This window comes from Cellulosimicrobium sp. RS (assembly GCF_046159675.1).
Lineage (GTDB): Bacteria > Actinomycetota > Actinomycetes > Actinomycetales > Cellulomonadaceae > Cellulosimicrobium > Cellulosimicrobium funkei.
Genome location: NZ_JBJXVU010000003.1, coordinates 360627 through 374779 on the forward strand (window position 1 = coordinate 360627; position 14153 = coordinate 374779).

Below are 14153 nucleotides of genomic sequence, written 5' to 3' on the forward strand. Positions count from 1 at the left end.
TCCCGGCGATGCGTGCCCCCACGCGGCGCGACAGCCTTGTGCCCCCCGTGGCACGACAGCGCCAGACCGACCCCGAGGGACCACCGGACCGAGGCCCGAACCGCGGGACGAAGGGCGACGGCCAGGACGAGCGGTGGGGTCGGACCGTGCGCGAAGGACGTCAAGGCGCACTCCTCAGACCTTCGCCCGGAAGACCAGGGCGACGGTGCGCCAGTCCGAGCGCACGGTCCGACCCCACCGCGGGCCCGACCCGCGGGCTGTGAACCCGATCGAACCCGACCCTCACGGCCGAGCGGCGAACCGCTCCAGGAGGTCGGCGTGACCCGACACGATGAGCAGGTCGTTCGCGCTGATCCGGGTCTCGGGGGTCGCGTAGAGGAACTCCTCGCCGGGCGACTTCACGCCGATCACGGTGACGCCGTACCGCTCGCGCACCTTCGACTGCGCGAGCGTGAACCCCTGCACCTCGCGGGGCGGCCGCATCTTGACGATCGTGAACCCGTCCTCGACCTCGATGTAGTCGAGCAGCTTCCCGGAGACGAGGTGCGCGACGCGTGAGCCGGCGTCGGCCTCGGGGAACACGACGTGGTGCGCGCCGATGCGCTGGAGGATGCGCCCGTGCTCCGCCGAGATCGCCTTGGCCCAGATCTGGGGCGTGCCGAGGTCGACGAGGTTTCCGGTGATGAGCACGCTCGCCTCGAGCGACGTGCCCACGCCCACGACCGCGACGGGGAAGTCGCGTGCGCCGAGCTGCTCGAGCGCGACCGGGTTGGAGGCGTCGGCCTCGACGAGCGGGAGCTGTCCGCTCCACTGGGCGACGAGGTCGGGGTCGCGCTCGACGGCGAGCACGTCCTGCCCGAGACGGTCCAGCGTCGCGGCGATCGCGGTCCCGAAGCGGCCGAGGCCGATGACGAGGACGCCCGCGTCCTTGCGCGGGGCCTTCGCCTCGTCCCGGCGCGCGCGCTCCGCGCGGCCGCGCTCGACGATGCGCTGGGCGACGGGGTCCGCGGACGCGCCGTCCTTCCCGTCGGCGGCGCGGGTGAACGGGTCGGTCACGGTGGGGCCTTTCGTCGGTCCGGTGGTGCGGTGTCTGGCGTGTCGGTGAGGTCTCGTGCGGCGGTCGCGTCCGGCGGTCGCGCCGCCGGGCGGGCCTGCTCACCCGATGATGGGGCGCTCCTCGGGGTAGCGCACGATGCGGCGGCGGTCGCGCAGGGCGAGCGCGGCGGCGAACGTCATGGTGCCCGTGCGCCCGACGAACATGAGCGCGATGAGGACGTACTTCCCGGCGTCGGGCAGGTCGGGCGTGATGCCGGTCGACAGGCCGACGGTCGCGAACGCGGAGATGGTCTCGAAGAGGATGACGTCGAGCGTCTCGCCGGTGATCTCCAGCAGGAGCAGGCTCGACAGGAGCACCGCCGTCGCGCCGACGAACGACACCGCGACCGCGAGCCGGAGGGTGTCGCGCGGGATGCGTCGCCCGAACGCCTCCATGTCCCGGTCGCCGCGGGCCTCGGACACGATGGCGATGAGCATGACGGCGAGCGTCGTGACCTTGATGCCGCCCGCGGTCGACGCGGAGCCGCCGCCGACGAACATCAGCGCGTCGGTGATGAGCCAGCTCGCCTCGTGCATGCCGCCGGTGTCCACGGTCGAGAAGCCGCCGGAGCGCGGCATGACGCCGGCGAAGAGCGACGCGAGCAGCTTCTCGCCGAGGTCGAGGGGCCCGAGGGTCCGCTGGTTCCCCCACTCGACGGCCGCGAAGAGCACCGTGCCTACGACGACGAGCGCCGCGCTCGTGGTGAGGGTGAGCTTGGTGTGCAGGCTCCACTTGGAGGCGCGGCGGCGGTTGCGCATGACGTTGAGGATGACGGGGAAGCCGAGGGACCCGATGAACACGCCGAGGATGATCGGCAGGCACAGCATCCAGTCGCCGACGTACGGCGCGAGACCGTGCTCCGTCGGGATGAACCCCGCGTTGTTGAAGGCGGAGATGCCGTAGAAGATGCCGTGCCACGCGGCCTCGCCGAACGTCTCCTCCAGCACGACGAACCGCGGCAGCAGGAGCAGCGCGATGAGGAGCTCGAGCGAGGTTGACGTGATGATGACGACCCGCACGAGCGAGCCGACCTCGCCGAGCCGCGTCGTCTTCGTCTCCGACGCGGTGAGGAGCTTCTGCGTGAGGCCGATGCGCCGGGACACGGCCATGCCGAGGATCGACGCGAGCGTCATGACGCCGAGGCCGCCGATCTTGATGCCGAGCAGGATGACGACCTGCCCGTACCCCGACCAGTAGGTCCCCGTGGGGACCACGACGAGACCGGTGACGCACACGGCGGACGTGGCGGTGAAGAACGCGTCGACGAACGGCGCGGACCGGCCGTTCGCCGTCGCCCAGGGCGCCATGAGCAGGGCGGTGAAGACGGCGATGACGGCGGCGAACACGGTGACGGCGAGGCGGGCGGGGGACTGCCGGGCGAGGCGGTCGACGATCTCCCGCCCCCGGAACAGGCGCCCGGTCATGCTCGTCGGCATGGAGCCTCCCTCACCACTCGCGCCACTCTGCCACGGGCCCGGTGGCCCGTCATGTCGCCGCTCCGGCGCCGGGACATCATGCCCGGTCGCGGGCCCGGACGCCGCACCGGGGCTCGTGGAGACCCGGCGGAACGCCCGGACCGGCGGCCCTGCGTGGTCCGGCGCGCGGTCGGTGGGGCGGGGGCGCGCCGTCGGGCGTTACCGTGAGCCATGCCCACGACCGACCCGACGTCGTCGCCCGCCCCGACCGGGGCGGCTGCGGCGCCCGGAGCCTGCGTCGTGTGGAGCCCCGAGCTCCTCGGCTACGACTTCGGTCCCGGCCACCCCATGGCGCCGGCCCGGCTCGACCTGACGATGGGGCTCGTGCGCGCCCTCGGCCTGCTCGACGACGACGCGGACCTGCGGGTCGTGCGGCCCGAGCCCGCGCCCGACGACGTGCTCGAGCTCGTGCACGAGCCCGCGTACGTCGCGGCGGTGCGCGCGGCGTCGGAGCACGGCACGCCCGACCCGGCCCGCGGCCTCGGCACCGAGGACGACCCGGTCTTCCGCGGGATGCACGAGGCCGCCGCGCGGATCGTCGCGGGCTCGTACGAGGCGGCGGGCGAGATCGCGGCGGGTCGCACCCGGCACGCGGTGAACGTCGCGGGCGGCATGCACCACGCGAAGGCGGGCGCGGCGTCGGGCTTCTGCGTCTACAACGACGCGGCCGTCGCGATCCGGCGCCTGCTCGACGACGGCGTCGAGCGCGTCGCGTACGTCGACCTCGACGCCCACCACGGCGACGGCGTCGAGGAGGCGTTCTGGGACGACCCGCGCGTCCTCACCGTCTCCGTCCACCAGAGCGGCGCGACGCTCTTCCCCGGGACGGGCCACCCGACCGACCTCGGGGGCCCCGGCGCCGAGGGGACGGCGGTCAACGTCGCGCTCCCGCGCCGCACCGACGGCGCCCGCTGGCTGCGCGCGGTCGACGCCGTCGTGCCGCCCGTGCTGCGCGCGTTCCGTCCCGAGGTGCTCGTCACCCAGCACGGGTGCGACGCGCACGGCGAGGACCCGTTGTCCGACCTCGACGTGTCCGTCGACGCGCAGCGCACGGCCGCCACCTGGATGCACGGGCTCGCGCACGAGCTGACCGACGGGCGGTGGCTCGCGCTCGGCGGGGGCGGGTACGCGATCGCGCGCGTCGTGCCGCTCGTGTGGTCGGCCGTCGTGGGGGAGGTCGTGCACCGGCCCGTCACCGCGGGCGTGCCCCTGCCCGCGGAGTGGCGCGAGCGCGTGGCGGAGGTCGCCGGGTTCGACGCGCCGCTCGCGTTCGGGCCCGAGGTCGAGGTCCGGCGGTGGAGCAGCGGGTACGACCCGGACGACGACGTCGACCGCGCCGTCGCGGCCACGCGCCGGGCCGTCTTCCCGCTGCTGGGCCTCGACGCGCACTTCGACTGAGACGCCCCGCGACCGGTCGCGTACCGGGGCACGGGCGCGAGCGGGTAGGCTAGGGGGCGGATTTCTCTCGTGTTGGTCGGCTTGCGGCGCCCTCGTGGTCGCCGGGGCCCCGATCAACCGTGGACCACCCGCGGCCGGTCGACCGGTCGCCGACCGACACGCCGCTCGAGCATTGCGAGGACCGTATGGGCTCCGTCATCAAGAAGCGCCGCAAGCGCATGGCCAAGAAGAAGCACCGCAAGCTGCTTCGCAAGACGCGTCACCAGCGTCGCAACAAGAAGTGACGTCGCGCGCGTCCTGACGCGCCGACCCGTCGTCGAGCCCGGTCCCTCCCGAGGGACCGGGCTCGACGCGTCTCCGGGCGCGGCCCGGGCGGGGTCAGAGGCGGGCGATGCGCCGGTCGACGGCGCGGCGCACCGAGCGCAGGACGAGCGCGGCGGCCCAGGCGGCGCCGGCCCAGCTCGCGGTGCGGACGCTGCTGCGGGCGACGCGGCGGCGGCGCCCGCGGAACTCGCGGATGGGCCAGCCGACGTCCTGCGCGTGGCGGCGCAGGCGGGCGTCCGGGTTGATGGGGCACGGGTGCCCCACGGCCTCCATCATCGTGACGTCGTTGAGCGAGTCGCCGTACGCGTACGACGCCTCGAGGTCGATGTCCTCGCGCTCGGCGAGCGCCCGCACCCCGGCAGCCTTCGCGCGGCCGTGCATCATGTCGCCGACGAGCCGTCCCGTGTAGAAGCCGTCCTCGTGCTCCGCGACGGTGCCGAGTGCGCCCGTCGTCCCGAGCCGGCGCGCGATGAGCTCGCCGATCTCGACGGGGGTCGCGGAGACGAGCCACACCTGGTGCCCGGCGGCGAGGTGCTCGTCGAGCAGGCGGCGCGTGCCGGGGTAGATGCGCAGCGACAGGACGGTGTCGTAGACCTCCTCGCCGATCGCGGTGACCTCGGCGACGGAGCGCCCCGCGATGAGCGCGAGCGCGCGCGACCGGATGCGGTCGATCTGCTGCTTGTTCTCGCCGAACACGAGGTACCGGGCCTGGTGCACGGCGAAGCGCACGATGTCGAGCGTCGAGAAGAACTCGCGCTGGTACAGGGCGCGCGCGAGGTGGAACGACGAGGCGCCGCGGATGATCGTGTTGTCGACGTCGAAGAACGCGGCGGTGCGGTGCGGCGGCCCGGGCGCGCGCGCGGGCGCCTCCTCGGGGAGCGTCGGCCGGGAGGTCGGGTCGGGGCCCGGGCCGGGAGACGTCGCCATGCCTCCACTCTAGGCGGTCGGCCTGCCGGGGCCTCGTACCCTGGGAGGCGTGAGCACCTCCGACGCCCCCGCCCCCGTCCTGCTGTTCGGCCGCGCGGGCTGTCACCTGTGCGACGACGCGCGGACGGTCGTCGAGGCCGTGTGCGCCGAGGCGGGCGTCGCGTGGGCGGAGGTCGACCTGGACGCGCCGGGCACGGACCCGGCCCTGCGCGAGCAGTACGGCGAGTACGTGCCGGTCGTCACGGTCGGCGGGGTGCAGCAGGGGTTCTGGCGCGTGGACGCGCGCCGGCTGGCGCGTGCGGTGGCCCGGATTTCGGCGCCGCGCGCGGACCTGGGATGATTCCTCCCGTGGAGCGTGACCGTCGACGAGGACGGTCCCTGGACGACGGAGTGACGGTGGCTGAGCAGGTAGTCGGTGAGGTGACGGCGCCGGGGATCCCGAGCGCGACGGTGGCGCGGCTCCCGTCCTACCTGCGCGCGCTGCGGGACCTCGTGGCGCGGGGCGTCGGGACGACGTCGTCGGTCGAGCTCGCGGAGCTGTCCGGCGTGGGCCCGGCCCAGCTGCGCAAGGACCTGTCGTTCCTCGGCTCGTTCGGCACGCGCGGCGTGGGCTACGACGTCGACTCGCTCGCGCAGTACATCACCGAGGCCCTGGGCCTCGTCGACGAGCACCGCATCGCGATCGTCGGGATCGGCAACCTGGGGCACGCGCTCGCGAACTACTCGGGCTACGAGCAGCGCGGCTTCCACGTGGCGGCGCTCCTCGACGCGTCGCCGGACGTCGTCGGGACGCGGGCCGCGGGCCTCGTCGTCGAGCACGTCGACGCGCTCGAGGAGGTCGTGGAGCGCGAGAAGGTGTCGATCGTCGTCCTCGCGACGCCCGCGGCGCACGCGCAGGCGGTCGCGGACCGCGTGGTCGCGGCGGGGGTGCGCGAGATCCTCAACTTCGCGCCGCGTGCGCTCCAGGTCCCGGCGGACGTCGACGTGCGCGGCGTCGACGTCGGCAGCGAGCTGCAGATCCTCGCGTTCCACTCGCAGGCCCGCGCCCTCGCGGCGTCGCAGGAGCGCTGAGCGGCCCCGGCGTCCGGACCCGGGGACGACGAAGGGCCGCGTGCCGGTGCACGCGGCCCCTCGGGGCGGCTCCCCTGCCGGAGGGTGCCGGTCTCGCCCGGGACGTGCCCGGGACGACGGTCAGGCCTGCTTGATGGCCGAGACGTCGAGCGCGATCTTGATCTTGTCGCCGACGAGCACCCCGCCGGTCTCGAGCGCGGCGTTCCAGGTGAGGCCGAACTCCTTGCGCGAGATCTCGGTGGTCGCCTCGAAGCCGGCGCGCGGGTTGCCGAACGGGTCGGTCGCGGTGCCCGCGAACTCCGTCTCGAGCTCGACCGGCTTGGTGACGCCGTTGATCGTCAGGTCGCCGGCCACGACGTAGTCGTCGCCGTCGCCCGTGATGCGCGTCGACGTGAACGTCCACGTCGGCTTGTTCTCCGCGTCCCAGAAGTCGGCGCTGCGCAGGTGGTTGTCGCGGTTCTCGTCGCCCGTGCTCACGGACGCGGCGTCGAGCTGGGCGGTCACGGACGTCGACTCGAGGTCGTCGCCGACGGTGATCGTGCCGTCGGTGATCGCGAGGGTGCCGCGGACCTTCGAGATCCCGGCGTGGCGGACGGTGAACGACGCCTGCGAGTGCGACGCGTCGAGGGCGTAGGTACCGGTCGTGAGGCCGGCGGGCAGCGACGAGGCCATGGGTGCTCCTGCGGGTGGTCGGGGTCCGGGCGGACCAAGTGGTTGAACGTTCAACTTCGGAACGAGCGTATCAACAGCACCCCTCGGTCCGTCTATTCCCGTGGGGTGGAACAATGTTCGCGACGCCCCCACGCCCCCGACCGCCCCCGCACCGCCGAGGACCCATGACCCGCAACGACGTCGACACCCCGACGGCGAGCACCGTCCGCACCCCCGCAGCCCCCGCCGCCGAGCCGCGCTGGCTCGACGCGGAGCAGCAGCGCCTGTGGCGCGCGTACCTCGACGGGACCGTGCGCTTCATCGAGGCGCTCGGCCGGGACCACGAGGAACGGTCCGAGGTGTCGCTCAACGAGTACGAGCTGCTCGTGCGTCTCTCCGAGAGCCCCGACCACACCCTGCGCATGTCGGCGCTCGCGGACGGGCTCGCCCGCTCGCGCAGCCGCGTGACGCACACCGTCGCGCGCATGGAGGCGCGCGGACTGGTCCGGCGCTCCGCGAGCTCGGGCGACCGTCGGGGCGTGAACTGCGCGATGACGAGCGAGGGCTACCGCGTGCTCGTCGCGTCGGCGCCCGCCCACGTGGCGGCCGTGCGCCGGTACCTGGTCGACGTGCTCACGCCGGAGCAGTTCCGGGCGCTGGGCGAGGCGATGGCGGCCGTCGCGGAGGCGTGCAAGGCCGACCGCGACGCCTGACCACCCGTCCCGGCCCGTCGCACCGGCTCGCGGTGGCGTGCGCTCGCCCCGAGTGCGGGACACTGGTGGGCATGGTCTCCACCATCGTCCACCTCCTGCGCCACGGCGAGGTCCACAACCCCGACGGCGTCCTCTACGGCCGGATCCCCGGCTACCACCTCTCCGAGCGCGGCCACGAGATGGCCCGCCGCGTCGCCGCGCACCTCGCGGGCGAGCCCGGGCCCGACGGCACGTCGCGCCCCCGCGCCGACCTCACGGTCGTCGTGGCCTCGCCGCTGCAGCGCGCGCAGGAGACCGCGACGCCTGCCGCCGAGGCGTTCGGGCTCGAGCTGGGCACGGACGAGCGGCTCATCGAGGCCGCGAACCACTTCGAGGGCAAGACCTTCGGCGTCGGGGACGGCTCGCTGCGGCACCCGCAGCACTGGCCCTACCTGTGGAACCCGTTCCGCCCCTCGTGGGGCGAGCCGTACGTGGAGCAGGTCGCGCGCATGCGGGCCGCCGTCGCCGACGCGCGGGACAAGGCGGCCGGGCACGAGGCGCTGCTCGTCAGCCACCAGCTCCCGGTGTGGCTCACGCGCCTGAGCTTCGAGAACCGCCGGCTCTGGCACGACCCGCGCAAGCGCGAGTGCTCGCTCGCGTCGCTCACGTCGCTGCACTTCGAGGACGACCGCCTGGTCGGCCTCCACTACACCGAGCCGGTCGCGGACCTCCTCCCGGGCGCGGCGACCGTCTCCGGGGCGTGACGTCGGTCATGTCCAGCGCTGTCGCCACGGCCGTCGCGTCCGAACTGCACGGTTCGGGCGTGGCGGAGGTCACGTCTCTCAGGTCCCGTTCAGGAAGCGCGGGCAGGGTGCGTCCCGTGATGCCGTCGTGACCGCCGACTCGCGCGCGCGTGCCGCGCGCCCCCTCTCCGTCGAGGCGCGGGCCGCTGCCCTGCCGTCGCGTCGGCGACCCGTGCGCCGTGCGCTGACGGGCGCCGTCGTGCTCGCCGCGGCCCTCGGTCTCGCGGCGTGCGCGCAGGACTCCGGCGCCTCGACCGACGTCGTGGGGCAGGGCTTCGTCTCGGGCGACGGGTCGGTCCGCACGTGGGACGCCGACGAGCGCGGCGACGTCGTCGCGCTCACGGGCACGGACTACGAGGGCGAGCAGGTCGACACGAGCGCGTGGCTCGGGGACGTCGTCGTGCTCAACACCTGGTACGCGGCGTGCGCGCCGTGCCGGGCCGAGGCGCCCGACCTCGTGGCGCTCGCCAACGACCGCGCCGACGACGGCGTGCAGGTGCTCGGGATCAACACGACCGACGAGGCGGGCGCCGCCCAGGCGTTCCAGCGCCGGTTCGACGTCCCCTACCCGTCGATCGACGACCGTTCCGGCGAGGTCGTCGCGGCGCTCTCGGGCACCGTCCCGCTCCAGGCCGTGCCGTCCACCGTCGTGCTCGACCGCGAGGGCCGCGTCGCGGCGCGCGTCATCGGGCTCGTCGAGGGCTCGACGCTCACCGCCCTGGTCGACGACGTCCTCGCCGAGGGCTGACCGTGCCCGTCCTCACGCCCCTCGCCGCCGCGGTCCCCGCGGCCGCCGCGTCGAGCATCGGCGACACCTTCGCGACGACCGTGTGGAGCGGCTCGATGCTGCTCGCGGTGCCCGTCGCGGTCATCGCGGGCCTCGTCTCGTTCGCGTCCCCGTGCGTGCTGCCGCTCGTGCCGGGGTACGTCGGCTACGTCTCGGGCATGGCCGCGGCCACCACCGGCAGCGGGGGCAAGGCGTCCGGGGGCACGACGACGGCCACCCGGGTCGCGGCACCGAGCCGGGGCCGCGTGCTCGCGGGGGTCGGGCTGTTCGTCGCCGGGTTCACGCTCGTGTTCGTGGCGCTCATGTTCGCGGCGGGCGCGATCGGCGTGCACCTGGTCCGCTGGGAGGACGTCATCACGCGCGTGCTCGGCGTGGTCGTCATCCTCATGGGCTTCGCGTTCCTCGGCTCCCTGCCCTTCCTCCAGCGCGAGCGGCGCCTGCACGTGAGCCCGCAGGCCGGGCTGTGGGGGGCGCCCCTGCTCGGCATCGTGTTCGGCCTCGGCTGGACCCCGTGCCTCGGCCCGACGCTCGTTGCCGTCCAGGCGCTGTCGCTCAGCGAGGCGTCGGCGGGGCGCGGCGCGATCCTCGGCGTCGCGTACTGCCTCGGGCTGGGCGTGCCCTTCCTCCTCATCGCGCTGGGGCTGCAGAGCTCGCAGCGCATGCTCGGGTTCCTGCGCCGGCACCGTCTCGCGATCATGCGGATCGGCGGCGGGCTGCTGGTGCTCATCGGTCTGGCGCTGGTCACGGGCCTGTGGACGACGTGGACGACGTCGCTGCAGGGCTGGATCGGCGGATACGTGACGGTGGTGTGAGATGAGCCGGCGGACCGGGGAGCCCGGGAACAGCGAGCAGGCCGAGCAGGCCGAGAAGGCCGAGAAGGCCGGCACGACCGTGCGGACGGGCTACCGCCCCGAGGGCATCGACGACGCGTTCTCCGCGGGCGACGGCCCGGGGGAGCGGACGCCGTCGGGCGGGAAGGGCGGCGCGGGAGGCGACGGCGGCCCGGCGCTCCCGTCGCTCGGGTGGCGCGGTGCGCTGCGCTGGACGTGGCGCCAGCTCACGAGCATGCGCGTCGCGCTCATGCTCCTCATGCTGCTCGCGGTCGCCGCGGTGCCCGGCTCGGTCCTGCCGCAGCGCCCGCAGGACCCGGCGGCGGTGCTGCGCTACCTCCAGGAGAACCCCACCACGGGGGAGTGGCTCGACCGTCTCGGCTTCTTCGACGTCTACGCGTCGGTGTGGTTCTCGGCGATCTACATCCTGCTGTTCGTCTCGCTCGTCGGGTGCATCCTGCCGCGGACGAAGGCGCACCTGCAGGCGCTGCGCTCCCGCCCGCCGCGCACGCCCCGCCGCTTCGACCGGTTCCCCGCGCAGGGCCGCGCCGTCACGGACGCGACGCCCGACGAGGTCGTCGAGGCGGCGAGCACGCACCTGCGCGGACGCCTGTCCTGGCTCCCGACCTTCCGCGTCGACACCGGCGCCGAGGACGCGACGCCCGCCCGCGGACGCGCCGCCGCCCGGCCCGCCGCGCGGACGGTCTCCGCGGAGCGCGGGTACCTGCGCGAGACCGGGAACCTGCTGTTCCACCTGTCCCTCGTCGGGCTGCTCGTCGCGGTCGCGACCGGCCAGCTCCTGCACTACCGCGGCCAGGCCATCGTCACCGAGGGCCGCGGGTTCGCGAACGCGGTCGTCGACTACGACACGTTCGAGAACGGCGCCTGGTTCCGCCCGTCGTCGCTCGTCCCGTTCTCCATGACGCTCGACGCGTTCGAGTCGGAGTTCGCGGCCGACGCCGCCGCGTTCGCCCAGTCGCGCGACTTCACGGCGTTCGTCACGGTGCGCGACCCCGACGGCGCCCATCACGAGGAGACCATCAAGGTCAACCACCCGCTCACCGCGGGCGGCGCGAAGATCTACCTCCAGGGCAACGGGTTCGCGCCCGAGGTGACGGTGCGCGACGCCGACGGCGAGACCGCGTTCTCGGGCCGCGTGCCGTTCCTCCCGGAGGACACGATGTACACGTCGCGCGGCGTCATCAAGGTGCCCGACGTCTCGGACGGCCTCGACCAGATCGGCCTCGTCGGGTACTTCCTGCCGACGGCCGAGATCAGCGAGGACGGCGAGACGGCGGCCTCGATCTACCCGCAGCCCATCAACCCGCTCCTCGTGCTCGAGGTGTACCGGGGCGACCTGGGCCTCGACGAGGGCCTGCCCCAGAACGTCTACCGCCTCGACACCGACGACCTCACGCCGTCGGTCGACGAGGACGGCGAGCGCGTGAAGATCCTCGTCGCGCCCGGCGAGACCGTCGACCTCCCCGACGGGCTCGGCACCATCACGTTCGACTCCCTGCCGCGCTACGTGGCCCTCGACCTGCGGCACGACCCGTCGCTGACGTGGGTGCTCGTCTTCTCGCTCGGCGCCCTGCTGGGCCTCGCCGTCTCCCTCTTCACGCCCCGCCGCCGCGTCTGGGTGCGCGCGTGGCGCGAGGAGGTGCCCGGCACGGGCGACGACGACGCCCCGCGCGAGCGGACCGTCGTCGCCGTCGCGGGGCTCGCCCGGGGCGACGACGCCGGGCTGCAGGGCGAGGTCGACTCGCTTCTCGCCGCGCTCCCGGGCGTGGCACCATCGGACGAGGGCGACCTCACCTCGTCGCCGGGGCGTGCCCCGGCGGACGGCACCCGCCCCACCGGGCGTCCCGCACAGGACCCGACCTCGCGCGACCGCGCACGAAAGGCTGACCGATGACCCTCGCCGAGCTGAGCCAGGACCTCGTCTGGGCCGCAGCGACCGCGCTGACCGTCGCGCTCGTCGCGTTCGCGATCGACCTCGCGCGCCTCGCGGGCCGCGCGGACCTCGAGCGTGCCGACGCCCGGGCCGGGGCGCGCGAGCGCTCCGCGGACCGCGCCGAGGTGCTCACCGCCGCGGGTGCCTCGTCGGCCTCCCCGTACGGGCCCGGCACGACGGACGCCGCCGACGCGGACCCGGCGGACGCCGCGCCGCCGTCGCGCAAGGCCGCGAACATCGGCGTCTCGCTGACGTGGCTCGGTACCGCGCTGCTGCTCGTCGCGATCGTCACGCGCGGGGTCGCGGCCGGGCGCACCCCCTGGGCCAACATGTACGAGTTCACGCTCGTGGGCACGTTCGTCGCGCTCGCGGCGTTCCTCGCCGTCTCCCTCAAGCGCGACGTGCGCTTCCTGGGCTCGTTCGTCACGGGGCTGTCGGTCCTGTTCCTCGTGCTCGCCCAGAACGCGTTCTTCGTCGTCGCGACGGGCGTGCAGCCGGCGCTCCAGTCCTACTGGCTCGTCATCCACGTCGGGGTCGCGATCATCGCGACGGGCATCTTCACCGTCGCGTTCGTCACCTCGGTGCTCCAGCTCCTGCGCGACTCGCGCGACTCGGGCAACGCGTTTGTCGGGGCCCGCGGGTGGCGCTGGCTCGACTCGACGCCGGGCGCTCTCCAGCTCGAGGCCCTGAGCTTCCGGCTCAACGCGGTGGCGTTCGTGCTGTGGACGTTCACGATCATCGGCGGGGCGATCTGGGCCGAGCACGCGTGGGGCCGCTACTGGGGCTGGGACCCCAAGGAGGTCTGGAGCTTCGTCGTCTGGATCGTCTACGCGGCCTACCTGCACGCGCGCACGACCCGCGGGTGGTCCGGCCGCCGCGCGGCGTACTTCGTGATCGTCGGCTACGCGTGCGTGCTCTTCAACTTCACCGGCGTCAACCTGCTGTTCAACGGCAAGCACTCGTACTCGGGCCTCAACCCGGGCGACTGACCCACCGCTGCGCAGCACCACGACGCGGCGCGGCACGACGAAGGGGGCCGCCGTCCGATCGGACGGCGGCCCCCTTCGTCATGCTGCGGGCTGGGTGGCGCGAGCCTCGTGGTGCTGCGGGCTGGGTGGTGCGAGCCTCGTGGTGCTGCGGGCTGGGTGGTGCGAGCCTCGTGGTGCTGCGGGCTGGGCGGTGCGAGCGTCGTGGTGTCGCGGACTCGGCGGTGCGAGCCTCGTCGTCGCGGGAGCCTCAAGTCGCGCCGGGCGCCTCAGCGCGTCGCGTCGTCGCCGTCCTCCGAGGGGTTGCTCGCGCCGGGGCGGCGCGCGTCGCCGTCGTCGGTGCGCTCGTCCCCGGGCGTCGCGTCCGTGGCCGGAGCGTCGTCGGCGGGTGCCGGGGAGTCGTCGCGTGCCTGGCGGCGCTGCTGCTGCTCGAGCCGCCAGAGGAACTCGGGGTCGTCGTCGGGCGCGACGGGCGCGTTGCGCCGACGCCGCGTGCCCCCGGGGGCCGAGCCGGGGCCGGGGCGGCCGGCGGGGCGGGAGCGCGTCCCGGACCGCGACGCCGAGCGCTTGACGAGGATCCACGCGATGGGGCCGAGGAACGGCAGGAGGATGATGAGCACGACCCACAGCCCCTTGGGGATGCCGCCGCGTTCGTCCTCGTCGCTCGAGGCGAGGTCGACGAGCGCGTAGACGGCGAGACCGACGGCGAGCAGCGGGAGCAGGACGCGGAGCATGGCTCCAGCCTACGGGCCGTACCCTGGAGTCGTGCCTGTCGTCGTCTACTCCGTCCTGCGTCTGCTCCTCTTCGCGGTGGCGCTCGGCGCCCTCTGGTTCGCCGGCCTGCGCGGCTGGCTGCTCGTGCTCGTCGCGGCCGCCGTCGCGCTCATGCTGTCGTACCTGACGCTGAGCAAGCCCCGCGAGGCGGCCTCGCGCTACCTCGCCGCCCGGGCCGAGCACCGCGCCCGCACGGGCGAGCGGTTCTCCCGGGAGATCGAGGACGACGCGGCTGCCGAGGACGCGGCCGTCGACGACGCCGCGGCTGCCGCCGGGTCCACGGACCCCGCCGCAGCGGACGGGACGTCCCGCCCCGAGGCCGAGGCAGAAGCCGACGCGACCGGCCGCCCGGGAGCCTCCCCGGCGCGCTGACCGGGGACGCCGG

16 protein-coding genes are annotated in these 14153 nt (G+C 74.5%); 11 read left to right on the forward strand and 5 right to left on the reverse strand.

Going from position 1 to position 14153, the window contains the following annotated elements:
• Positions 1-282: 282 nt before the first annotated feature.
• Both ACI769_RS07190 and ACI769_RS07195 read right to left on the reverse strand, forming a co-directional pair.
• Positions 283-987: a TrkA family potassium uptake protein gene (locus ACI769_RS07190; protein WP_043655776.1), complete on the reverse strand. Its 705-nt coding sequence runs from the start codon at positions 985-987 to the stop codon at positions 283-285.
• A 168-nt stretch (positions 988-1155) separates the two neighbouring features.
• The gene (locus ACI769_RS07195; protein ID WP_085388445.1) at positions 1156-2532 is read right to left on the reverse strand and encodes a TrkH family potassium uptake protein; all 1377 of its coding nucleotides are present in this window, start codon (positions 2530-2532) and stop codon (positions 1156-1158) included.
• A gap of 210 nt (positions 2533-2742) precedes the next feature.
• Between ACI769_RS07195 and ACI769_RS07200 the strand changes: the two genes are divergently transcribed.
• Both ACI769_RS07200 and ACI769_RS07205 read left to right on the forward strand, forming a co-directional pair.
• On the forward strand, positions 2743-3969 hold the full coding sequence (locus ACI769_RS07200) for an acetoin utilization protein AcuC (RefSeq protein WP_085388444.1): 1227 nt from the start codon (positions 2743-2745) through the stop codon (positions 3967-3969).
• A 185-nt stretch (positions 3970-4154) separates the two neighbouring features.
• Positions 4155-4253 carry a 30S ribosomal protein bS22 gene (locus ACI769_RS07205; protein ID WP_003792170.1) on the forward strand — a complete coding sequence of 33 codons (99 nt, stop codon included), beginning with the start codon at positions 4155-4157 and terminating at the stop codon, positions 4251-4253.
• 94 nt (positions 4254-4347) lie between these two features.
• Here ACI769_RS07205 and ACI769_RS07210 read toward each other — a convergent pair whose 3' ends face one another.
• Positions 4348-5220, reverse strand: a complete 873-nt coding sequence (locus tag ACI769_RS07210) for an HAD family phosphatase (protein ID WP_076403236.1) — start codon at positions 5218-5220, stop codon at positions 4348-4350.
• Between the two features lie 49 nt (positions 5221-5269).
• Here ACI769_RS07210 and ACI769_RS07215 point away from each other — a divergent pair, with 49 nt between their 5' ends.
• Both ACI769_RS07215 and ACI769_RS07220 read left to right on the forward strand, forming a co-directional pair.
• On the forward strand, positions 5270-5560 hold the full coding sequence (locus ACI769_RS07215; RefSeq protein WP_232322615.1) for a glutaredoxin family protein: 291 nt from the start codon (positions 5270-5272) through the stop codon (positions 5558-5560).
• A 56-nt stretch (positions 5561-5616) separates the two neighbouring features.
• On the forward strand, positions 5617-6291 hold the full coding sequence (locus tag ACI769_RS07220; protein WP_021482510.1) for a redox-sensing transcriptional repressor Rex: 675 nt from the start codon (positions 5617-5619) through the stop codon (positions 6289-6291).
• A gap of 120 nt (positions 6292-6411) precedes the next feature.
• Here ACI769_RS07220 and ACI769_RS07225 read toward each other — a convergent pair whose 3' ends face one another.
• Positions 6412-6963, reverse strand: coding sequence for a YceI family protein (locus ACI769_RS07225; RefSeq protein ID WP_043655749.1), 552 nt, complete (start codon positions 6961-6963; stop codon positions 6412-6414).
• 164 nt (positions 6964-7127) lie between these two features.
• Between ACI769_RS07225 and ACI769_RS07230 the strand changes: the two genes are divergently transcribed.
• From ACI769_RS07230 to ccsB, 6 genes are all read left to right on the forward strand, one after another.
• On the forward strand, positions 7128-7655 hold the full coding sequence (locus tag ACI769_RS07230) for a MarR family winged helix-turn-helix transcriptional regulator (RefSeq protein ID WP_082774794.1): 528 nt from the start codon (positions 7128-7130) through the stop codon (positions 7653-7655).
• Between the two features lie 71 nt (positions 7656-7726).
• Entirely contained in the window at positions 7727-8398 is a 672-nt protein-coding gene (locus tag ACI769_RS07235; RefSeq protein ID WP_043655743.1) for a histidine phosphatase family protein, read from the forward strand.
• A 211-nt stretch (positions 8399-8609) separates the two neighbouring features.
• Positions 8610-9185, forward strand: a complete 576-nt coding sequence (locus ACI769_RS07240) for a TlpA disulfide reductase family protein (protein WP_085388852.1) — start codon at positions 8610-8612, stop codon at positions 9183-9185.
• A gap of 56 nt (positions 9186-9241) precedes the next feature.
• Positions 9242-10036 (forward strand): cytochrome c biogenesis CcdA family protein, encoded by a 795-nt coding sequence (locus ACI769_RS07245; RefSeq protein ID WP_085388850.1) that lies wholly within the window; start codon positions 9242-9244, stop codon positions 10034-10036.
• Position 10037: 1 nt separating this feature from the next.
• Positions 10038-11969 carry a cytochrome c biogenesis protein ResB gene (locus tag ACI769_RS07250; RefSeq protein ID WP_085388443.1) on the forward strand — a complete coding sequence of 644 codons (1932 nt, stop codon included), beginning with the start codon at positions 10038-10040 and terminating at the stop codon, positions 11967-11969.
• Complete coding sequence (gene ccsB / locus ACI769_RS07255; RefSeq protein ID WP_085388442.1) at positions 11966-12997, forward strand: c-type cytochrome biogenesis protein CcsB; 1032 nt, start codon at positions 11966-11968, stop codon at positions 12995-12997. The genes ACI769_RS07250 and ccsB overlap by 4 nt, the downstream gene beginning before the upstream one ends.
• 266 nt (positions 12998-13263) lie before the next feature.
• Here the strand turns inward: ccsB and ACI769_RS07260 are convergent, their stop codons facing one another.
• Positions 13264-13728 (reverse strand): PLD nuclease N-terminal domain-containing protein, encoded by a 465-nt coding sequence (locus ACI769_RS07260; RefSeq protein ID WP_085388441.1) that lies wholly within the window; start codon positions 13726-13728, stop codon positions 13264-13266.
• 31 nt (positions 13729-13759) lie between these two features.
• Between ACI769_RS07260 and ACI769_RS07265 the strand changes: the two genes are divergently transcribed.
• Positions 13760-14140: a DUF4229 domain-containing protein gene (locus ACI769_RS07265; protein ID WP_085388440.1), complete on the forward strand. Its 381-nt coding sequence runs from the start codon at positions 13760-13762 to the stop codon at positions 14138-14140.
• Positions 14141-14153: the final 13 nt, after the last annotated feature.

Excerpts from the sequence above, each read along its gene's own strand:
- ACI769_RS07195 (WP_085388445.1), bottom strand. The coding sequence starts at position 2,532 with ATGCCGACGAGCATGACCGGGCGCCTGTTCCGGGGGCGGGAGATCGTC.
- ACI769_RS07200 (WP_085388444.1), top strand. The coding sequence starts at position 2,743 with ATGCCCACGACCGACCCGACGTCGTCGCCCGCCCCGACCGGGGCGGCT.
- ACI769_RS07205 (WP_003792170.1), top strand. The coding sequence starts at position 4,155 with ATGGGCTCCGTCATCAAGAAGCGCCGCAAGCGCATGGCCAAGAAGAAG.
- ACI769_RS07210 (WP_076403236.1), bottom strand. The coding sequence starts at position 5,220 with ATGGCGACGTCTCCCGGCCCGGGCCCCGACCCGACCTCCCGGCCGACG.
- ACI769_RS07225 (WP_043655749.1), bottom strand. The coding sequence starts at position 6,963 with ATGGCCTCGTCGCTGCCCGCCGGCCTCACGACCGGTACCTACGCCCTC.
- ACI769_RS07230 (WP_082774794.1), top strand. The coding sequence starts at position 7,128 with ATGACCCGCAACGACGTCGACACCCCGACGGCGAGCACCGTCCGCACC.
- ACI769_RS07235 (WP_043655743.1), top strand. The coding sequence starts at position 7,727 with ATGGTCTCCACCATCGTCCACCTCCTGCGCCACGGCGAGGTCCACAAC.
- ACI769_RS07250 (WP_085388443.1), top strand. The coding sequence starts at position 10,038 with ATGAGCCGGCGGACCGGGGAGCCCGGGAACAGCGAGCAGGCCGAGCAG.
- ccsB (WP_085388442.1), top strand. The coding sequence starts at position 11,966 with ATGACCCTCGCCGAGCTGAGCCAGGACCTCGTCTGGGCCGCAGCGACC.
- ACI769_RS07260 (WP_085388441.1), bottom strand. The coding sequence starts at position 13,728 with ATGCTCCGCGTCCTGCTCCCGCTGCTCGCCGTCGGTCTCGCCGTCTAC.